Source organism: Saccharothrix longispora, assembly GCF_031455225.1.
GTDB classification, from domain to species: Bacteria; Actinomycetota; Actinomycetes; order Mycobacteriales; family Pseudonocardiaceae; genus Actinosynnema; species Actinosynnema longispora.
The window spans coordinates 5,422,204-5,436,367 of the sequence record NZ_JAVDSG010000001.1 but is presented as its reverse complement, the minus strand read 5'-3'; the positions used below and the strand labels follow the sequence as shown (position 1 = coordinate 5,436,367).

Here is a 14,164-nt window from a genome sequence, read left to right as displayed (position 1 = left end):
AAGTTGCCGGAAATCAACTTGGTTGGTCGATCGTCCACATAGGGGGGCGTGCGAGGATTGCCCGGTGTCCACCACGTCCCTGATCTGGATCGTCGTCGTCGTCGCGGCACTGCTCGCGGTCGCCATCGTGGCGGGCGTCGCGCTGTCCCGGCGCCGGCGGATCAGCCTCACCGAGACCGAGCGCGACGAGGTCGAGAAGCCCGCCAAGGGCTACCAGGCCGGCGGGGCGATCACGTTCAACGCGCCGACCGCTCCACCGAGGTCGGCGGCCCCGCCCGAGCCGGTCGAGACCACCGCGCCCGAGCCGGCCGCACCGCGGGTGGTCGAACCCGAAGCCGCCGAACCCCCGGTGGCCGAACCCCCGGTGGCCGAACCGGTCGAGCACCCGGTCGCCGAGCGCACCGAGGTCGACGGCCAGCCGGGCGTCGGTGACGACGCCTCCGTGCCGCGCGACTCGGTCAAGCGCGGGTTCGTCGAGGTGGACCTGCCCGAAGAGGCGTCCGAGATCGACGAGATCGAGCCCACCGCGGGCCGGTTGGAGCGGCTGCGCGGGCGGCTGTCGCGGTCGCGGTCCACGTTCGGCCAGGGCCTGCTCGGCCTGCTCGGCGCGGGCGACCTGGACGAGGACTCGTGGACGGACGTCGAGGACACCCTCCTGATGGCCGACCTCGGTTCCGCCATCACCGACCAGGTCGTCGCCGCGCTGCGCGAGCAGATCGCCACCCGCGGCGTGCGCACGCCGGACGACGCCCGCGCCCTGCTGCGCGACGTGCTGGTCGACGCGCTGCACCCGGAGATGGACCGCGTCGTGCACGCGCTGCCCCACTCCGCCGGTCCTCACGGGGTGAAGCCGGCCGTCCTCCTCGTCGTGGGCGTCAACGGCGTCGGCAAGACCACCACCACCGGCAAGCTGGCCCGCGTGCTCGTCGCCGACGGCCGCACCGTGCTGCTGGGCGCGGCCGACACGTTCCGCGCCGCCGCCGCCGACCAGTTGGAGACCTGGGGTTCGCGGGTCGGCGCGTCGACCGTGCGCGGCGCGGAGGGCGCGGACCCGGCGTCGGTCGCGTTCGAGGCGGTCAAGCAGGGCGTGAACGCGGGCGTGGACACCGTGCTGATCGACACGGCGGGCCGCCTGCACACCAAGACCGGCCTGATGGACGAGCTGGGCAAGGTCAAGCGCGTCGTGGAGAAGCAGGCGGAGGTGGACGAGGTGCTGCTCGTCCTCGACGCCACCACCGGCCAGAACGGCCTGACCCAGGCGCGGGTGTTCGCCGAGGTCGTCGACGTGACGGGCATCGTGCTGACCAAGCTCGACGGCACCGCCAAGGGCGGCATCGTGTTCCAGGTGCAGCGCGAGCTGGGCGTGCCGGTCAAGCTCGTGGGCCTGGGCGAGGGAGCCGACCACCTGGCCCCGTTCGAACCGCAGGCCTTCGTGGACGCCCTCCTCAACTGACTCCACCCGAGAGTCCAACACCCGGGCTTCGAGAGTCCAACCCTCAGGACTTCCGAAGCCTGGGCGTTGGACTCTCGGGGTCAGGTGCGGGTGGCCTGGGTGGTCAGGTGGGCGGCGGTGCCCAGGATCGCCGGGAGGATGCCGGCCACCGACTCCTTGGTCAGCCTGCTGTCCGGACCGGAGACCGAGAGGGCGGCGGGGGCCGGGGCGCCGGGCAGCGGCACGGCGACGCAGCGCACGCCCAGTTCCTGCTCGCCCTCGTCCAGCGCGTAACCCTGCTCGGCGACGCGGTCCAGTTCGGCCAGCAGGGCGTCGACGTCGGTGATCGTGTTCGGCGTGTACGCGGGCAGCCCGGTGCGCGCCAGCAGCGCCCGCACCTCGTCGCGCGGCAGTCGCGCGAGCATCGCCTTGCCCACGCCCGTGCCGTGCGGCAGCAGTCGGCGGCCGACCTCGGTGAACATCCGCATCGAGTGCCGCGACGGCACCTGCGCCACGTACACCACCTCGTCGCCGTCCAGCACGGCCAGGTTCGCGGTCTCCTCCACCTGGTCCACGAGCTGCGCCAGGAACGGCCTCGCCCACGTGCCGAACTGCCGCGACGCGCTCTCGCCCAGCCGGATCAGCCGGGGGCCGAGCGCGTAGCGGCGGTTGCTGTTCTGCCGCACGTACCCCAGCGCGACGAGGGTGCGGATGAGCCGGTGGATGGTCGGCAACGGCAGGCCGGAGGTGGCGGCCAGCTCGGACAGGCTCGCCTCGCCCCCGGCGTCCGCGAGGCGTTCCAGCAGGTCGAAGGCCCGTTGCAGCGACTGGACGCCGCCGCCCGACTCTCGTGCCACGGGACCACTCCTTCGTTGCCGTTCCGCGTTGTGAAAACTATAGTCCGCGAAGTAGAAACCGAGCTGAAACGAGGTGGACCTCCATGTCCGGTGTTCGTGTCCTCGGGGGCGATGTGGAGCGCGGGGACGAGATCCTCACGCCGGACGCGCTGGAGTTCGTGGCCGAGCTGCACGGCCGCTTCGCGCCGGAGCACGCCGCGCTGATGCGCCGCCGCGCGCACCGCCGCCCGCTCGGTTTCCTCGACGGGACCAGGGAGGTCCGCGAGGGCGACTGGAAGGTCGCCGAGGCCCCGGAACCGCTGCGCGACCGGCGGGTCGAGATCACCGGCCCGACCGAGCGCAAGATGACCGTCAACGCGCTCAACTCCGGCGCGAAGGTGTGGCTGGCCGACCTGGAGGACGCCAACACGCCGCACTGGCACAACGTCGTCTCCGGCCAGGTCAACCTCTACGACGCCGCCCGCGGCACGGTCGAGTTCACCTCGCCCGAGGGCAAGCACTACGCCCTGCGCGACGACGTGGAGCGGCCCGCGATCGTGGTCCGCCCGCGCGGCTGGCACCTGCCGGAGCGGCACCTGGAGGTCGGGGGCCGCCCGGCGATCGGCGCGCTGGTCGACTTCGGCCTGCACTTCTTCCACAACGCCGCGCTCGGCCGGCCGTACTACTACCTGCCGAAGATGGAGAGCCACCTCGAAGCCCGGCTGTGGAACGGCGTGTTCACCGCCGCGCAGGAGCGGCTCGGCGTCCCGCACGGCACGATCCGCGCCACCGTCCTGATCGAGACGATCCCCGCCGCGTTCGAGATGGACGAGATCCTCCACGAGCTGCGCGACCACGCGTCGGGCCTCAACGCGGGCCGCTGGGACTACCTGTTCAGCGTCATCAAGTACTTCCGCGACGCGGGCCCGGACGCCGTGCTGCCCGACCGCGGCAGCATCACCATGACCGCGCCGTTCATGCGCGCCTACACCGAGCTGCTGGTGCGCACCTGCCACAAGCGCGGCGCGTTCGCCATCGGCGGCATGGCGGCGTTCATCCCGAACCGGCGCGACCCCGAGGTCACGGAGAACGCGCTGGAGAAGGTGCGCGCCGACAAGACCCGCGAGGCGGGCGACGGGTTCGACGGCTCGTGGGTCGCGCACCCGGACCTCGTGCCGGTGTGCCGGGAGATCTTCGACGAGCGGCTGGGCGGCAAGCCGAACCAGCTCGACGTGCTGCGGCCCGAGGTGGAGGTCACGGCCGGGCAGCTGCTCGACTTCGCGTCGGCCGGTGGTGCGGCCACCCGCGCGGGCGTCGAGTCCGCCGTGGACGTCGGCGTGCGCTACCTGCTGTCCTGGCTGGGCGGCAACGGCGCGGCGGCCATCCACAACCTGATGGAGGACGCCGCCACCGCCGAGATCTCCCGCTCCCAGCTGTGGCAGTGGGTGCACAACGACGTGGTGCTCGACGACGGCACGCCGGTCACCGCCGAGCTGGTGCGCGAGGTGCTGGCGGAGGTCCGCGGGCGGCTCGACGGCGCGCACCTGGACGTGGCGGTGGAGCTGTTCGAGCAGGTCGCGCTGTCCGACGACTTCGTGGACTTCCTGACCCTGCCCGCCTACGAGCGGATCTGACGTGCCGCGCACGTCGCTGCCCGCCGACGCGGTGCGGGCGCTCACCGCGCGGCTGGTCGACGCCGGGCAGCGGTCGCCGGTCGGCAGGCAGCCGGTGCACACCTGCTACGTGCCCGCCGACCGGGTCACCGCGGACACCGTGCGGGACTGGGGCGCGCAAGCGCTTGCGGCCCTGGACGCGCACCCCGACCTGGGGCGCGTCCTCGACCTGCCGGGCGACCTGGCCGCCGTGCTGCCCCACCGGGTGCGGGCGAAGCTCGCCGCCGAACCGGTCGAGGACCTGCGCGTCGACTTCGAGGACGGCTACGGCCCGCGCCCCGACGCCGAGGAGGACGCCGACGCCGAGCGCACCGCGCTGGTCGTGCGGGACTGGGTGGCCTCCGGCGCCGCGCCGCCGCGGTTCGGGCTGCGGATGAAGTCGTTCGACACGCGGGCGCTGCGGGAGCGAGGCATCCGCACGCTCGACGTGTTCCTCACCGCGCTCGGCGGCGCACCCGAGGGATTCGTGATCACCTTCCCCAAGGTCACCTCGGTCGACCAGGTCGAGGTGCTCGGCGACGTGCTCGACCTGTTCGGCCTGCCGCTGCGGTTCGAGATCCAGGTCGAGACGACCCGGTCGATCGTGGACCCGTCCGGCCGGCTCGCGGTCCCGCGGCTCATCGAGGCCGGCCGGGGGCGGGTGAGCGGCCTGCACTTCGGCACCTACGACTACACGGCGGACTGCGGCCTCGGCGCGGCGCACCAGCACCTCGCGCACGGCGCGTGCGACTTCGCGCGCAACGTCATGCAGGTGTCGGCGGCCGGCACGGGGGTCGAGGTGTCGGACGGCTCGACCAACGTGCTGCCCGTCGGCGACGACGTCGAGCACGGCTGGCGCACCCACTACGGCCTGGTCCGCCGCTCCCTGGCGCACGGCTTCCACCAGGGCTGGGACCTGCACCCGGCGCAGCTGGTGACCCGGTACGCCGCCGTGCACGCGTTCCACCTGGAGGGCCTGGCGGGCGACGCGGCGCGGTTGCGGGCGTACGTGGCGCGGGCGGGCGGGTCCGTGCTGGACGAGCCCGCCACCGCGCGGGCGCTGTCGTCGTCGTTCGTGCGCGCCCTGGACTGCGGCGCGCTGGACGAGGACGAGGTGCGCCGCGCGACCGGCCTCGGCCCGGCCGAGCTGAGGGCCCTGGCCCGGCGCGGGTGACCGGCCGCGAAGCTCCCGGCGGCGGACCCCGCCGTCACCGGAAGGGGTGATCTCGCGGTTCCGCGCGGCCGAGCGCGCGACGACCGGCCATGGTGGGGGCCATGACCATGCGGGCCGGGTTGTGGACCGGGCTGCCGGACCTGGAACGGGCCGAGTTCCGGTACCAGGTGGTGGCGTGCCCGGAGGACGTGGACGTGCTCATCGCCGCCCTGGGGCGGCCGGAGTGCAACGACGGGATGCTGGAGCACTTCGCCCGCGACCTGGACGCGGACGGGGAGAGCGACCACAACCTGGTCCTCGCCGTGCGCGGCCCGTGGGGCTACCTGAACTACGTGGACGACGACTTCACCGGCTGGCCCAAGGGCGACCCGGACGCGCCGTACGTGGACGAGCGGTACACGGACTTCCCACCGGGGGTGGGCCTGCGCCTGCCGCTGTTCCGCGAGGTGCTGCTGGAGTTCCTCGCCACCGCGCGGCGGCCGACCACCGTGGACTGGTACGACGAGGCCGACCTGTTCCACGAGTGGCGGGTGCAGCGGATGGCCCTGCGCGAGGCGTGAAACCGGTGGCCCGCCGGGGCTGCCCGGGGCCATGATCGAGGGCGTGGAACCCCTCGTCGTGCCGTCACCGCCCCCCACCTTCGAGGACGTGCGCCTGCGCGCGTTCGAGGACCGCGACGTGGGCATGGTGCTGGACCTCGCGACGGACCCGTACGTGCCGACGATCGGCACGCTGCCCCTGAACGCCGACCGCGAGCAGGCCCTCGCCTACCTGGCCCGGCAGCACGACCGCCTCGCCACCGGCCAGGGGTACTCGTTCTGCGTCGCCGACCGGGACACCGACGAGGCGCTGGGCGGCGTCGGCCTCTGGTTGGACCGGCTCCCGGCCGGGCGGGCGTCGGCGGGCTACTCGATCGCGCCGCGCAGCCGGGGCCGCGGCGTGGCGGGCCGGGCACTCACCGCCCTCACCCGGTTCGCGTGGACGGTGCCGGGGCTGCACCGGGTGGAGTTGCGCGTCGAACCGTGGAACACGGCGTCGGTCCGCACCGCCGAGGCCGCCGGGTACGAGCGCGAGGGCCTGCTGCGCAGCCACGAGGAGATCGGCGGGCGGCGCGTGGACATGCTGCTGTACGCCGCGGTCCGGCCGGGCTGAACGGACCCCGGCCGGGTCAGAACTCCGGCAGCGAGTACCAGGCCAGGCCGGGGTCCTCGGCGTCGTCGCGCAGCACGGAACCCTCGATGAGGCCGTACGGGCGATCGGCGGCGTGGAACACCTCGTTGTGGTTCTCCAGGCCGAACGGGGACAGGTCGACCGCGAAGTGGTGCTTGTTCGGCATCGACAGCCGCACCTCGGCGACCTCGGGCCGGTCGAGCAGCACGGCCTCGCCCATCGCGTAGAGGGTCTGCTGCAACGACAGGCTGTGCTTCGCGGCGAACGCGCCGAGCAGCAGCCGCCGGATCGCCGCGTGCGCCGCGGCCCAGTCGACGTCCTCGTCCCGGTAGCGCCACCGCGCCGTCACCGAGGTGGCGAGGACGCGGTCGTCGGTCTCCGGCAACGTCGTGTACTCGTCGCGGGGGAAGCCGTGGAACTCCGAACCGGTCGTCTTGAGCACCACCAGGTCCCGCACGCCCGACACGACCCAGGCGCGCGGGCCGTCGACCGTCACGGCCGTCGTGCGCTTCTCCGCGGAACCGCCCACGAACGAGTGGCCGTTGTCCTCGATCCGCTGCCACGAGTGCTCGTCCACCAGCACCCGCGCGCCGGTGATCGCCTCCTGCGAGGACACGAAGTGCCTGCCGAGGCGCAGCGCGAAGTCCTCGATCTCGCCCACCGGCGCCCGCTTGGCGAACGCGTGGACGGTGTTCTTCTGCGTGTCGGTCGCCAGCACCTTCGAGTTGTCGCCGGTGAGGTGGGTGTCCGCGAGGTCGCCGCGCAGGGACGTGCCGACCGTGAGGTCCTTGATCGTGTGCACGTCGCCGTCGCGCGACACGACCACCAGGCGGTTCTCCGCCTTCCCGTACTGGTTCGGGCCCAGGACGATCCCCACGGTCAGCTCCCCCGGTAGGTGGTGAACGCGAACGGGCTCAACAGGATCGGCACGTGCAGGTGCCCCTCGGTCACCCGGAAGGCGATCGTGATCTCCGGGTAGAACGGCGTGTCGACCTCGAACACCAGCCGGTGCACGCCGGGTTCCAGCTCCTCGGCGAACCGAAGCCTGCCGTCGTCGTCCGTGCGGCCGGAGGCCAGCACCGCGCCGTCGCGCTCCAACCGCACCGGCACGCCGACCCGCGGCCGACCGGTCTCCGCGTCGAGCACGTGCGTGGACAGCGTGCTCATGCCACCACCTTCCCGAGCCGCAGCGCGGCGATCTTCCCGAGTTCCCGGCCCGCCACGCGCAGTTCCGCGGCGGGCTCGTTGTCCATCCGCGCGGCGAGGTCGTCGAGGACCTCCCCGGCGGACAACCCCGTCGCGCACACGAGGTAGAGGTGGCCGAACCGGTCCTCGTAGGCGGCGTTGGCGGCGGCGAGCCGGTCGGCGGACGACTCCGCGACACCGGACTGCTCGTCGGCCGACCACGCCGCGGAGACGCCGCCGTGCCGCGCACCCTCCCCGATGCGGGGGTGTCCGGCGAGCGCGGCGAGCACCTCGTCGTCCGACAGGTCCGCGGCGCGGGCGGAGCCGGCGAGCAGCGCGTCCACGTCGGGGTAGGGCCGCCCGGCCAGCACGGCGTCGACCCAGCGCGGCACCGCGAGGCACTCGGTGAGCAGGGGCCGGAGCACGTCGGCGGGCGCGGTGTTGAAACCGGCGAGGTCGAACCCGGCGGGATCGGGCACCACGGGATCGGGCACCACGGGATCAGGCACGGCGGCCCCCTTTTTTGCATGGCGGAATGCCACTTCCGCACCGGGGGACGGTACGAGCGCCTTCGCGGCGTGTCAACGACGTCGCCCGTCCACCCACCCCCGCCTCGGCGCGCCGGCCCGGCCGGGACCGCCGCCGGGGAAACCGGGGCTTCGCACCGCGCCCGATGGGTGCGAAGGTGACCCGATGGACCTGGTGCTGCGCGCTGCCCGCGTGATCACCCCGGACGGCGAGCGCCGGGCCGACGTGGGCGTGGAGAGCGGTCGGATCGCGGCCGTCGCCGACCGCCTGGACGGGGCGAGGGTCGTCGAGCTGGCGGCCGACGAGGTGCTGCTGCCCGGCCTGGTCGACACGCACGTCCACGTGAACGAGCCGGGGCGCGGCGAGTGGGAGGGCTTCGCCACCGCGACCCGGGCGGCGGCCGCCGGTGGTGTCACCACCATCGTCGACATGCCGCTCAACAGCCTGCCGCCGACGACCTCGGTGGCCGCGCTGGAGGCCAAGCGGGAGGTGGCGCGCGAGCGGGCGCACGTGGACGTCGGGTTCTGGGGCGGCATCGTGCCGGACAACCTCGACGACCTCGACGGGCTGCACGACGCGGGCGTCTTCGGCTTCAAGTGCTTCCTGGCGCACTCCGGCGTGGACGAGTTCCCGCACGTGACCGGGGACGAGCTGCGGCGCGCGCTGCACCGCCTGGGACCGCGCGGCGCGCTGACCGTCGTGCACGCCGAGGACCCGCGCGAGATCACCGAACCGGGCCCCGGCTACCGGGCGTTCCTCGACTCCCGCCCGCACGCGGCCGAGTCCGGCGCCATCGCCACCGTCGTCGGGCTGGCGGAGGAGACGGGCGCGCGGCTGCACGTGCTGCACCTGTCCAGCGGGCACGGCGTGGCGCACGTCCGCGACGCCAAGGCGCGCGGCCTCGCCGTCACCGCCGAGACCTGCCCGCACTACCTGACGTTCGTCGCCGAGGAGATCGGGGACGCGGCCACCGAGTTCAAGTGCTGCCCGCCGATCCGCGACGCCGCCAACCGCGAGTCGCTGTGGCGCGCGCTCGGCGAGGACGTGGTCGACCTCGTGGTGACCGACCACTCGCCGTGCACGCCGGACCTCAAGGCGGGCGACTTCGCCACCGCGTGGGGCGGCATCGCGAGCCTCCAGCTGGGCCTGCCCGCCGTGTGGACCCAGGCCCGGCGGCGCGGCCACACCCTGCACGACGTGGTCCGCTGGATGGCCGGCAACCCCGCCGACCTGGTCGGCCTGACCACCAAGGGGCGCATCGCGCCGGGCGCGGACGCGGACTTCGTCGTGTTCGCGCCGGACGAGGCGTTCGTGGTGGACCGGGACGCGCTGCACCACCGCAACCCCGTGACGCCCTACCACGGCCGACCGCTGGCCGGCGTGGTGCGCCGGACGTGGCTGCGCGGGCGGCCGATCGACGACCGACCGCGCGGGCGGTTGCTCACCCGAGGAGACGCATGACCGAGGCACCCGGCTTCACCCACCTGCCCGACCTGGCCTGCCGCGAGTTCGGCGGCGGCGTGGTGTGGGCGAACGACGAGCTGTTCGCCGAGCGGGAGAACCTGATCAAACGGGCCGAGCCCGTGTTCGACGCCTACACCTTCGGCCACAAGGGGCAGGTCTACGACGGCTGGGAGACCCGGCGCCGGCGCGAACCGGGGCAGGACTCGGCGATCGTCCGCCTCGGCCTGCCGGGCGTGGTCAAGGCGGTGGTGGTCGACACGGCGTTCTTCACGGGCAACTACCCGCCGTTCGCCTCGGTCGAGGCCACCTCGGCGGTCGGCCACCCGGACCCGGCCGAGCTGACCGGCTGGGAGGAGCTGGTGCCCAAGTCGCCGCTGGGGGGCGACCGGAAGAACTCCTTCGAGGTCGACGCCGCGCGCCGGTACACCCACGTGCGGCTGACGATCCACCCGGACGGCGGGGTGGCCCGGTTGCGGGTCTTCGGCGAGCCTGTGCCCGACCCGGCGCTGCTGCTGCCCGAGGCGGTGGACCTGGCGGCGCTGGAGAACGGGGGCGCGGTGGTCGGGTGCAGCGACATGTTCTACGGCTCGCCCGGCAACCTCATCGCGCCCGGCCAGGCCGCGGTGATGGGGGAGGGCTGGGAGACGGCGCGCCGCCGCGACGACGGCAACGACTGGGTGGACGTGCGGCTGGCCGCGGCCGGCGCGGTGCGGCTGGTCGAACTGGACACCACGCACTTCAAGGGCAACGCGCCCGGCTGGGCCTCGGTGACGGGGCGGGACGAGCGCACCGGCGCGGAGTTCCCGGTCCTGCACCGCACCCGCCTGCAACCCGACACCCGCCACCGCTTCCCCGTCGAGGCGGTCCCGGAGGCCACGCACGCGCGGCTCGACATCTACCCCGACGGCGGGATGGCACGCCTTCGGCTGTTCGGCCGCTTGACGACGGACGGCCTCGGGGCGATCACCCGGAGGTACCGGGAACTGAGCTGAATAACAGTCAAGGTTGTCCGCCCAAGGGCTGATGACCTATACGACCTGAGTCGGTTGTGAGGCGCACCACCCCCCTGAAAGCCTGCGGTAACCCGATTGGGTGACAGGAACTAGGGAGGAACCTGTGCGATCGATCATCCGTGCGCTCGGCGGTCTGGGGACCGCCGCCGCGCTCGTCCTGGGGACGGCCACGTTCGCGTCGGCCGAGGAACAGCCCGTCGACGCCCGGGGCGTCGCGGGCATCACCTGGGCGCCCTGCCCCGAGATCGCCGAGGTCGAGTGCGGCACGCTCAGCCTGCCGATCGACTGGACCAGGCCGCGCGGCGAGAAGTTCGACCTCGCCGTGGCCCGCCGCAAGGCCCTCGACCCGGCCAAGCGCCTCGGCGTCCTGGTCATCAACCCCGGCGGTCCCGGCGGCTCGGGCGTCGACTTCGCGCTGGGCGCGGACGGCTACTTCAGCCCGGAGGTGCAGCAGCGCTTCGACATCATCGGCTTCGACCCGCGCGGCGTGGCCCGCAGCCGGCCGGTGAAGTGCTCGTTCGACCTCGCGGTGAACGCCCCGTCGATCTACCCGACCGACCAGGCCGGCTTCGACGCCCTCGCCGCCTACAACCGCGAGCTGGCCGCCGACTGCCGCGCCCACAGCGGCCCGATCTACGACCACGCCGACACGCTGTCCGTCGTGAAGGACATCGACGCCCTGCGCCGGTCCCTCGGCGAGCGGAAGATCAACTACTACGGCATCTCCTACGGCACGCTCATCGGCCAGCAGTACGCCGAGGAGTTCGGCCGCAACATCCGCGCCATGGTCATCGACTCGAACATGGACCACAGCCTCGGCACGTGGCGCTTCAACGAGACCGAGGCCGTCACCGCCGAGGACTCGTTCACCGAGTTCGTGAAGTGGTGCGAGCGCACCGAGTCGTGCGCCCTGCACGACCGGGACGTCGTGGAGTTCTGGGAAGACCTGCTCGCCCGCGCCGACCGCGGCGAGATCACCGACCCGGGCGACCCGACCTACGTCGTCTCCGCGCGGGACATCGTCCGCACGGCCTTCGGCGCGTTCTACGGCCCGAACTGGGCTCCGCTCGCCGAGTTCCTCGTCCGGCTCGCCGCCGGTGAGCCGACTCCGGGCACGTCGGTCAAGGCCGTCCGGGCCGCCCAGGAGACCGTGGAGAACCCGTTCCCCGCGGTGTTCTGCCAGGACTGGGCCATCCGCGTCAAGAACCACCGCGAGTTCTCCGCCCTGGTGAACCGCGCCAACCAGCTCGCCCCGCACATGCGCGGCGGGTCGCTCGGGCACTCGGCCATCGCCGGCTGCGTGGGCCTGCCCGAGAAGGTCAACAACCCGCAGCACCGCCTGCGCATCGAGGACTCGCCGAAGATCCTGATGAGCAACGCCCTGCACGACTCGGCCACCGGCTACGAGTGGGCCGTCAACGCCCACCGGCAGAGCCGTGACAAGACCGTGCTGCTCACCTACGAGGGCTGGGGCCACGGCGTGTACGACCGCAGCGACTGCACCCGCGGCGCGACCGACGAGTACCTGATCGCGCTCAAGACCCCGCGGCCCGGCGCCCGCTGCGCCGCCGTGGAGCCGCCCGAGCAGGCGGCGTCGTCGAACGCCACGCCGCTGCCCGCGGGCCCGGCGCCGGGCGTGCCCGGCTGGCTCCGATAACCGCCGGCACGACCGGGCCGGCACGATCAGGCCGGCACGATCAGGAGGCCGCTCCCGCCACCGCGCGGGGGCGGCCTCCGCCGTCTCCGGCACGCCGGTCCCCGAGGCCGGCGCCACCGGTGACCCACCGTCGCCGGGCGGACCGCCGTGACCCGCGCGCCACCCCGGGGCGGGGGTCCCTCACACGCAACGTCACCGTCGATTCCCCGGCCGGGTGGACTCCCCGCAGGACGAACCGCGCCCTTCAACCACGCGAAACCTGCCCGTAACACCGGGACCGCGACAGTTCACCCCCGCGAAACCCCGGGCGCGGCCGCGCGAAACAGGACGTGCCGATGCTCCTCCGCAACCGACGTGCAGTGGAGGTCGACGTGGATACAGGGGACACCGCCTGGGTGCTCACCAGTGCCGCACTGGTGCTGTTGATGACGCCGGGACTTGCCTTCTTCTACGGGGGCATGGTCCGGTCCAAGAGTGTGCTCAACATGATGATGATGAGCCTGGGTGCCATCGGCGTGGTCGGTGTGCTCTGGGTGTTGGTCGGCTACTCCACCGCGTTCGGCACCGACCTCGGTGGCGGCCTGCTGGGCAAGCCGTTCGAGTTCTTCGGCCTGGACGGCCTGCTGACCAAGGAATCGCTGTTCGGGACCGTGCCGACGACCGTGTTCGTCGCGTTCCAGGCGATGTTCGCCATCATCACGGTGGCCCTGATCTCCGGCGCGATCGCCGACCGCGCCCGCTTCGGCCCGTGGCTGCTCTTCGCCGGCCTGTGGTCCCTGGTCGTGTACTTCCCGGTCGCGCACTGGGTGTTCGACTTCGACGGCAAGGACGCCGACGGCAACGTCGTCGACCCCGGCGGCTGGATCGCCAACAAGCTCCTCGCGATCGACTTCGCCGGCGGCACCGCGGTCCACATCAACGCCGGCGCGGCGGGCCTCGCGCTGGCGCTCGTCCTCGGCAAGCGCGTCGGTTGGCCGAAGGACCGGATGAAGCCGCACAGCCTGCCGCTGGTCGTCCTGGGCGCCGGCCTGCTGTGGTTCGGCTGGTTCGGCTTCAACGCGGGCTCCGCGCTCGGCGCGAACGCCACCGCGGGCGTCACGTTCGTCAACACCCTGGTCGCCACCGCCGCCGCCATGCTGGCCTGGCTCGCCGTGGAGCGCGTCCGCGACGGCAACGCCACCACCCTCGGCGCGGCCTCCGGCGTCGTCGCGGGCCTCGTCGCCATCACCCCCGCCTGCTCCTCGGTCACCCCCGTCGGCGCCATCGCCATCGGCGCGATCACCGGCGCCCTGTGCGCCCTGGCCGTCAGCCTCAAGTACCGCTTCGGCTTCGACGACTCGCTCGACGTGGTCGGCGTGCACCTGGTCGGCGGTCTGTCCGGCACCATCCTGATCGGCTTCTTCGCCAGCTCGGCCGCCCCCGCGGGCATCGACGGCCTCTTCTACGGAGGCGGCGTGGACCAGTTGTGGCGCCAGGCGGTGGGCGCGCTCGCCGTGCTCGCCTACTCGTTCGTCCTCAGCCTGCTCCTCGGCTACCTGGTGAAGTTCACCGTCGGCTTCCGCGCCGACGAGGAGGCCGAGGTCGGCGGCATCGACGAGGCCGAGCATGCGGAGAGCGCGTACGAGTTCGGCTCGGGCCTCGGCACCCGCGGTGCCTCCAAGCCCAGCGCCGCCGCGGGCGCCACCGCGGTCCTTGAGGGGAGCAACAAGTCATGAAGCTGGTCACCGCGATCATCAAGCCGTTCACCCTCGACGACGTGAAGACATCCCTGGAACAGCTCGGGGTGCTCGGCATGACCGTCAGCGAGGTCCAGGGCTACGGCCGGCAGAAGGGCCACACCGAGGTCTACCGCGGCGCCGAGTACGCCGTCGACTTTGTGCCCAAGCTGCGCATCGAGGTGCTGATCGACGACGCCGCCGTGGACAAGGTCCTCGACGCCGTCGTGGAGGCCGCGCGCACCGGCAAGATCGGCGACGGGAAGGTCTGGGTGACGCCGGTCGACACGGTCATCCGGGTCCGGACCGGGGAGCGCGGCTCGGACGCCCTCTAAGGC

General features: G+C 73.1%; 14 protein-coding genes. 10 read left to right on the top strand and 4 right to left on the bottom strand.

Annotated elements, in window-relative coordinates; all coding sequences use genetic code 11:
* Nucleotides 1-64 precede the first annotated feature (64 nt).
* On the top strand, nucleotides 65-1,453 hold the full coding sequence (gene ftsY / locus J2S66_RS22535) for a signal recognition particle-docking protein FtsY (RefSeq protein ID WP_310309228.1): 1,389 nt from the start codon (nucleotides 65-67) through the stop codon (nucleotides 1,451-1,453).
* 80 nt (nucleotides 1,454-1,533) lie between these two features.
* On the opposite strand, the gene J2S66_RS22530 is transcribed toward ftsY, so the two are convergent.
* Nucleotides 1,534-2,289 (bottom strand): IclR family transcriptional regulator, encoded by a 756-nt coding sequence (locus J2S66_RS22530; protein WP_310309227.1) that lies wholly within the window; start codon nucleotides 2,287-2,289, stop codon nucleotides 1,534-1,536.
* An 83-nt stretch (nucleotides 2,290-2,372) separates the two neighbouring features.
* Between J2S66_RS22530 and aceB the strand changes: the two genes are divergently transcribed.
* From aceB to J2S66_RS22510, 4 genes are all read left to right on the top strand, one after another.
* Nucleotides 2,373-3,902, top strand: a complete 1,530-nt coding sequence (gene aceB / locus J2S66_RS22525) for a malate synthase A (RefSeq protein ID WP_310309226.1) — start codon at nucleotides 2,373-2,375, stop codon at nucleotides 3,900-3,902.
* Between the two features lies 1 nt (nucleotide 3,903).
* Nucleotides 3,904-5,094, top strand: a complete 1,191-nt coding sequence (locus J2S66_RS22520; RefSeq protein WP_310309225.1) for a DUF6986 family protein — start codon at nucleotides 3,904-3,906, stop codon at nucleotides 5,092-5,094.
* A gap of 101 nt (nucleotides 5,095-5,195) precedes the next feature.
* Complete coding sequence (locus J2S66_RS22515) at nucleotides 5,196-5,654, top strand: Imm1 family immunity protein (RefSeq protein ID WP_310309224.1); 459 nt, start codon at nucleotides 5,196-5,198, stop codon at nucleotides 5,652-5,654.
* 43 nt (nucleotides 5,655-5,697) lie between these two features.
* A complete protein-coding gene (locus tag J2S66_RS22510) occupies nucleotides 5,698-6,246 on the top strand; it encodes a GNAT family N-acetyltransferase (RefSeq protein ID WP_310309223.1) in 549 nt (182 codons plus the stop codon).
* Between the two features lie 16 nt (nucleotides 6,247-6,262).
* On the opposite strand, the gene pucL is transcribed toward J2S66_RS22510, so the two are convergent.
* From pucL to uraD, 3 genes are read right to left on the bottom strand one after another with little or no spacing between them, the layout of a single operon-like run.
* Nucleotides 6,263-7,141, bottom strand: coding sequence for a factor-independent urate hydroxylase (gene pucL, locus J2S66_RS22505; RefSeq protein WP_310309222.1), 879 nt, complete (start codon nucleotides 7,139-7,141; stop codon nucleotides 6,263-6,265).
* 2 nt (nucleotides 7,142-7,143) lie between these two features.
* Nucleotides 7,144-7,431 (bottom strand): hydroxyisourate hydrolase, encoded by a 288-nt coding sequence (locus J2S66_RS22500; RefSeq protein ID WP_310309221.1) that lies wholly within the window; start codon nucleotides 7,429-7,431, stop codon nucleotides 7,144-7,146.
* Nucleotides 7,428-7,958, bottom strand: a complete 531-nt coding sequence (gene uraD, locus J2S66_RS22495; protein ID WP_374726114.1) for a 2-oxo-4-hydroxy-4-carboxy-5-ureidoimidazoline decarboxylase — start codon at nucleotides 7,956-7,958, stop codon at nucleotides 7,428-7,430. Before uraD ends, J2S66_RS22500 begins: the two co-directional genes overlap by 4 nt.
* A 184-nt stretch (nucleotides 7,959-8,142) precedes the next feature.
* On the opposite strand from uraD, the gene allB reads away from it, so the two are divergent.
* The 5 genes from allB to J2S66_RS22470 all read left to right on the top strand — a co-directional run bounded on the left by allB (nucleotide 8,143) and on the right by J2S66_RS22470 (nucleotide 14,161).
* Nucleotides 8,143-9,438: an allantoinase AllB gene (gene allB, locus J2S66_RS22490; RefSeq protein WP_310309220.1), complete on the top strand. Its 1,296-nt coding sequence runs from the start codon at nucleotides 8,143-8,145 to the stop codon at nucleotides 9,436-9,438.
* Nucleotides 9,435-10,433, top strand: coding sequence for an allantoicase (gene alc / locus J2S66_RS22485; protein WP_310309219.1), 999 nt, complete (start codon nucleotides 9,435-9,437; stop codon nucleotides 10,431-10,433). Before allB ends, alc begins: the two co-directional genes overlap by 4 nt.
* Before the next feature lie 124 nt (nucleotides 10,434-10,557).
* Nucleotides 10,558-12,111, top strand: a complete 1,554-nt coding sequence (locus J2S66_RS22480; protein WP_310309218.1) for an alpha/beta fold hydrolase — start codon at nucleotides 10,558-10,560, stop codon at nucleotides 12,109-12,111.
* Between the two features lie 371 nt (nucleotides 12,112-12,482).
* Complete coding sequence (locus J2S66_RS22475; RefSeq protein WP_310309217.1) at nucleotides 12,483-13,826, top strand: ammonium transporter; 1,344 nt, start codon at nucleotides 12,483-12,485, stop codon at nucleotides 13,824-13,826.
* Nucleotides 13,823-14,161, top strand: a complete 339-nt coding sequence (locus J2S66_RS22470) for a P-II family nitrogen regulator (protein ID WP_306747497.1) — start codon at nucleotides 13,823-13,825, stop codon at nucleotides 14,159-14,161. The genes J2S66_RS22475 and J2S66_RS22470 overlap by 4 nt, the downstream gene beginning before the upstream one ends.
* Nucleotides 14,162-14,164 lie beyond the last annotated feature (3 nt).

Coding starts and splice junctions, on each gene's coding strand:
- aceB (WP_310309226.1), top strand. CDS start 2,373: ATGTCCGGTGTTCGTGTCCTCGGGGGCGATGTGGAGCGCGGGGACGAG.
- J2S66_RS22515 (WP_310309224.1), top strand. CDS start 5,196: ATGACCATGCGGGCCGGGTTGTGGACCGGGCTGCCGGACCTGGAACGG.
- J2S66_RS22500 (WP_310309221.1), bottom strand. CDS start 7,431: ATGAGCACGCTGTCCACGCACGTGCTCGACGCGGAGACCGGTCGGCCG.
- allB (WP_310309220.1), top strand. CDS start 8,143: ATGGACCTGGTGCTGCGCGCTGCCCGCGTGATCACCCCGGACGGCGAG.
- alc (WP_310309219.1), top strand. CDS start 9,435: ATGACCGAGGCACCCGGCTTCACCCACCTGCCCGACCTGGCCTGCCGC.
- J2S66_RS22470 (WP_306747497.1), top strand. CDS start 13,823: ATGAAGCTGGTCACCGCGATCATCAAGCCGTTCACCCTCGACGACGTG.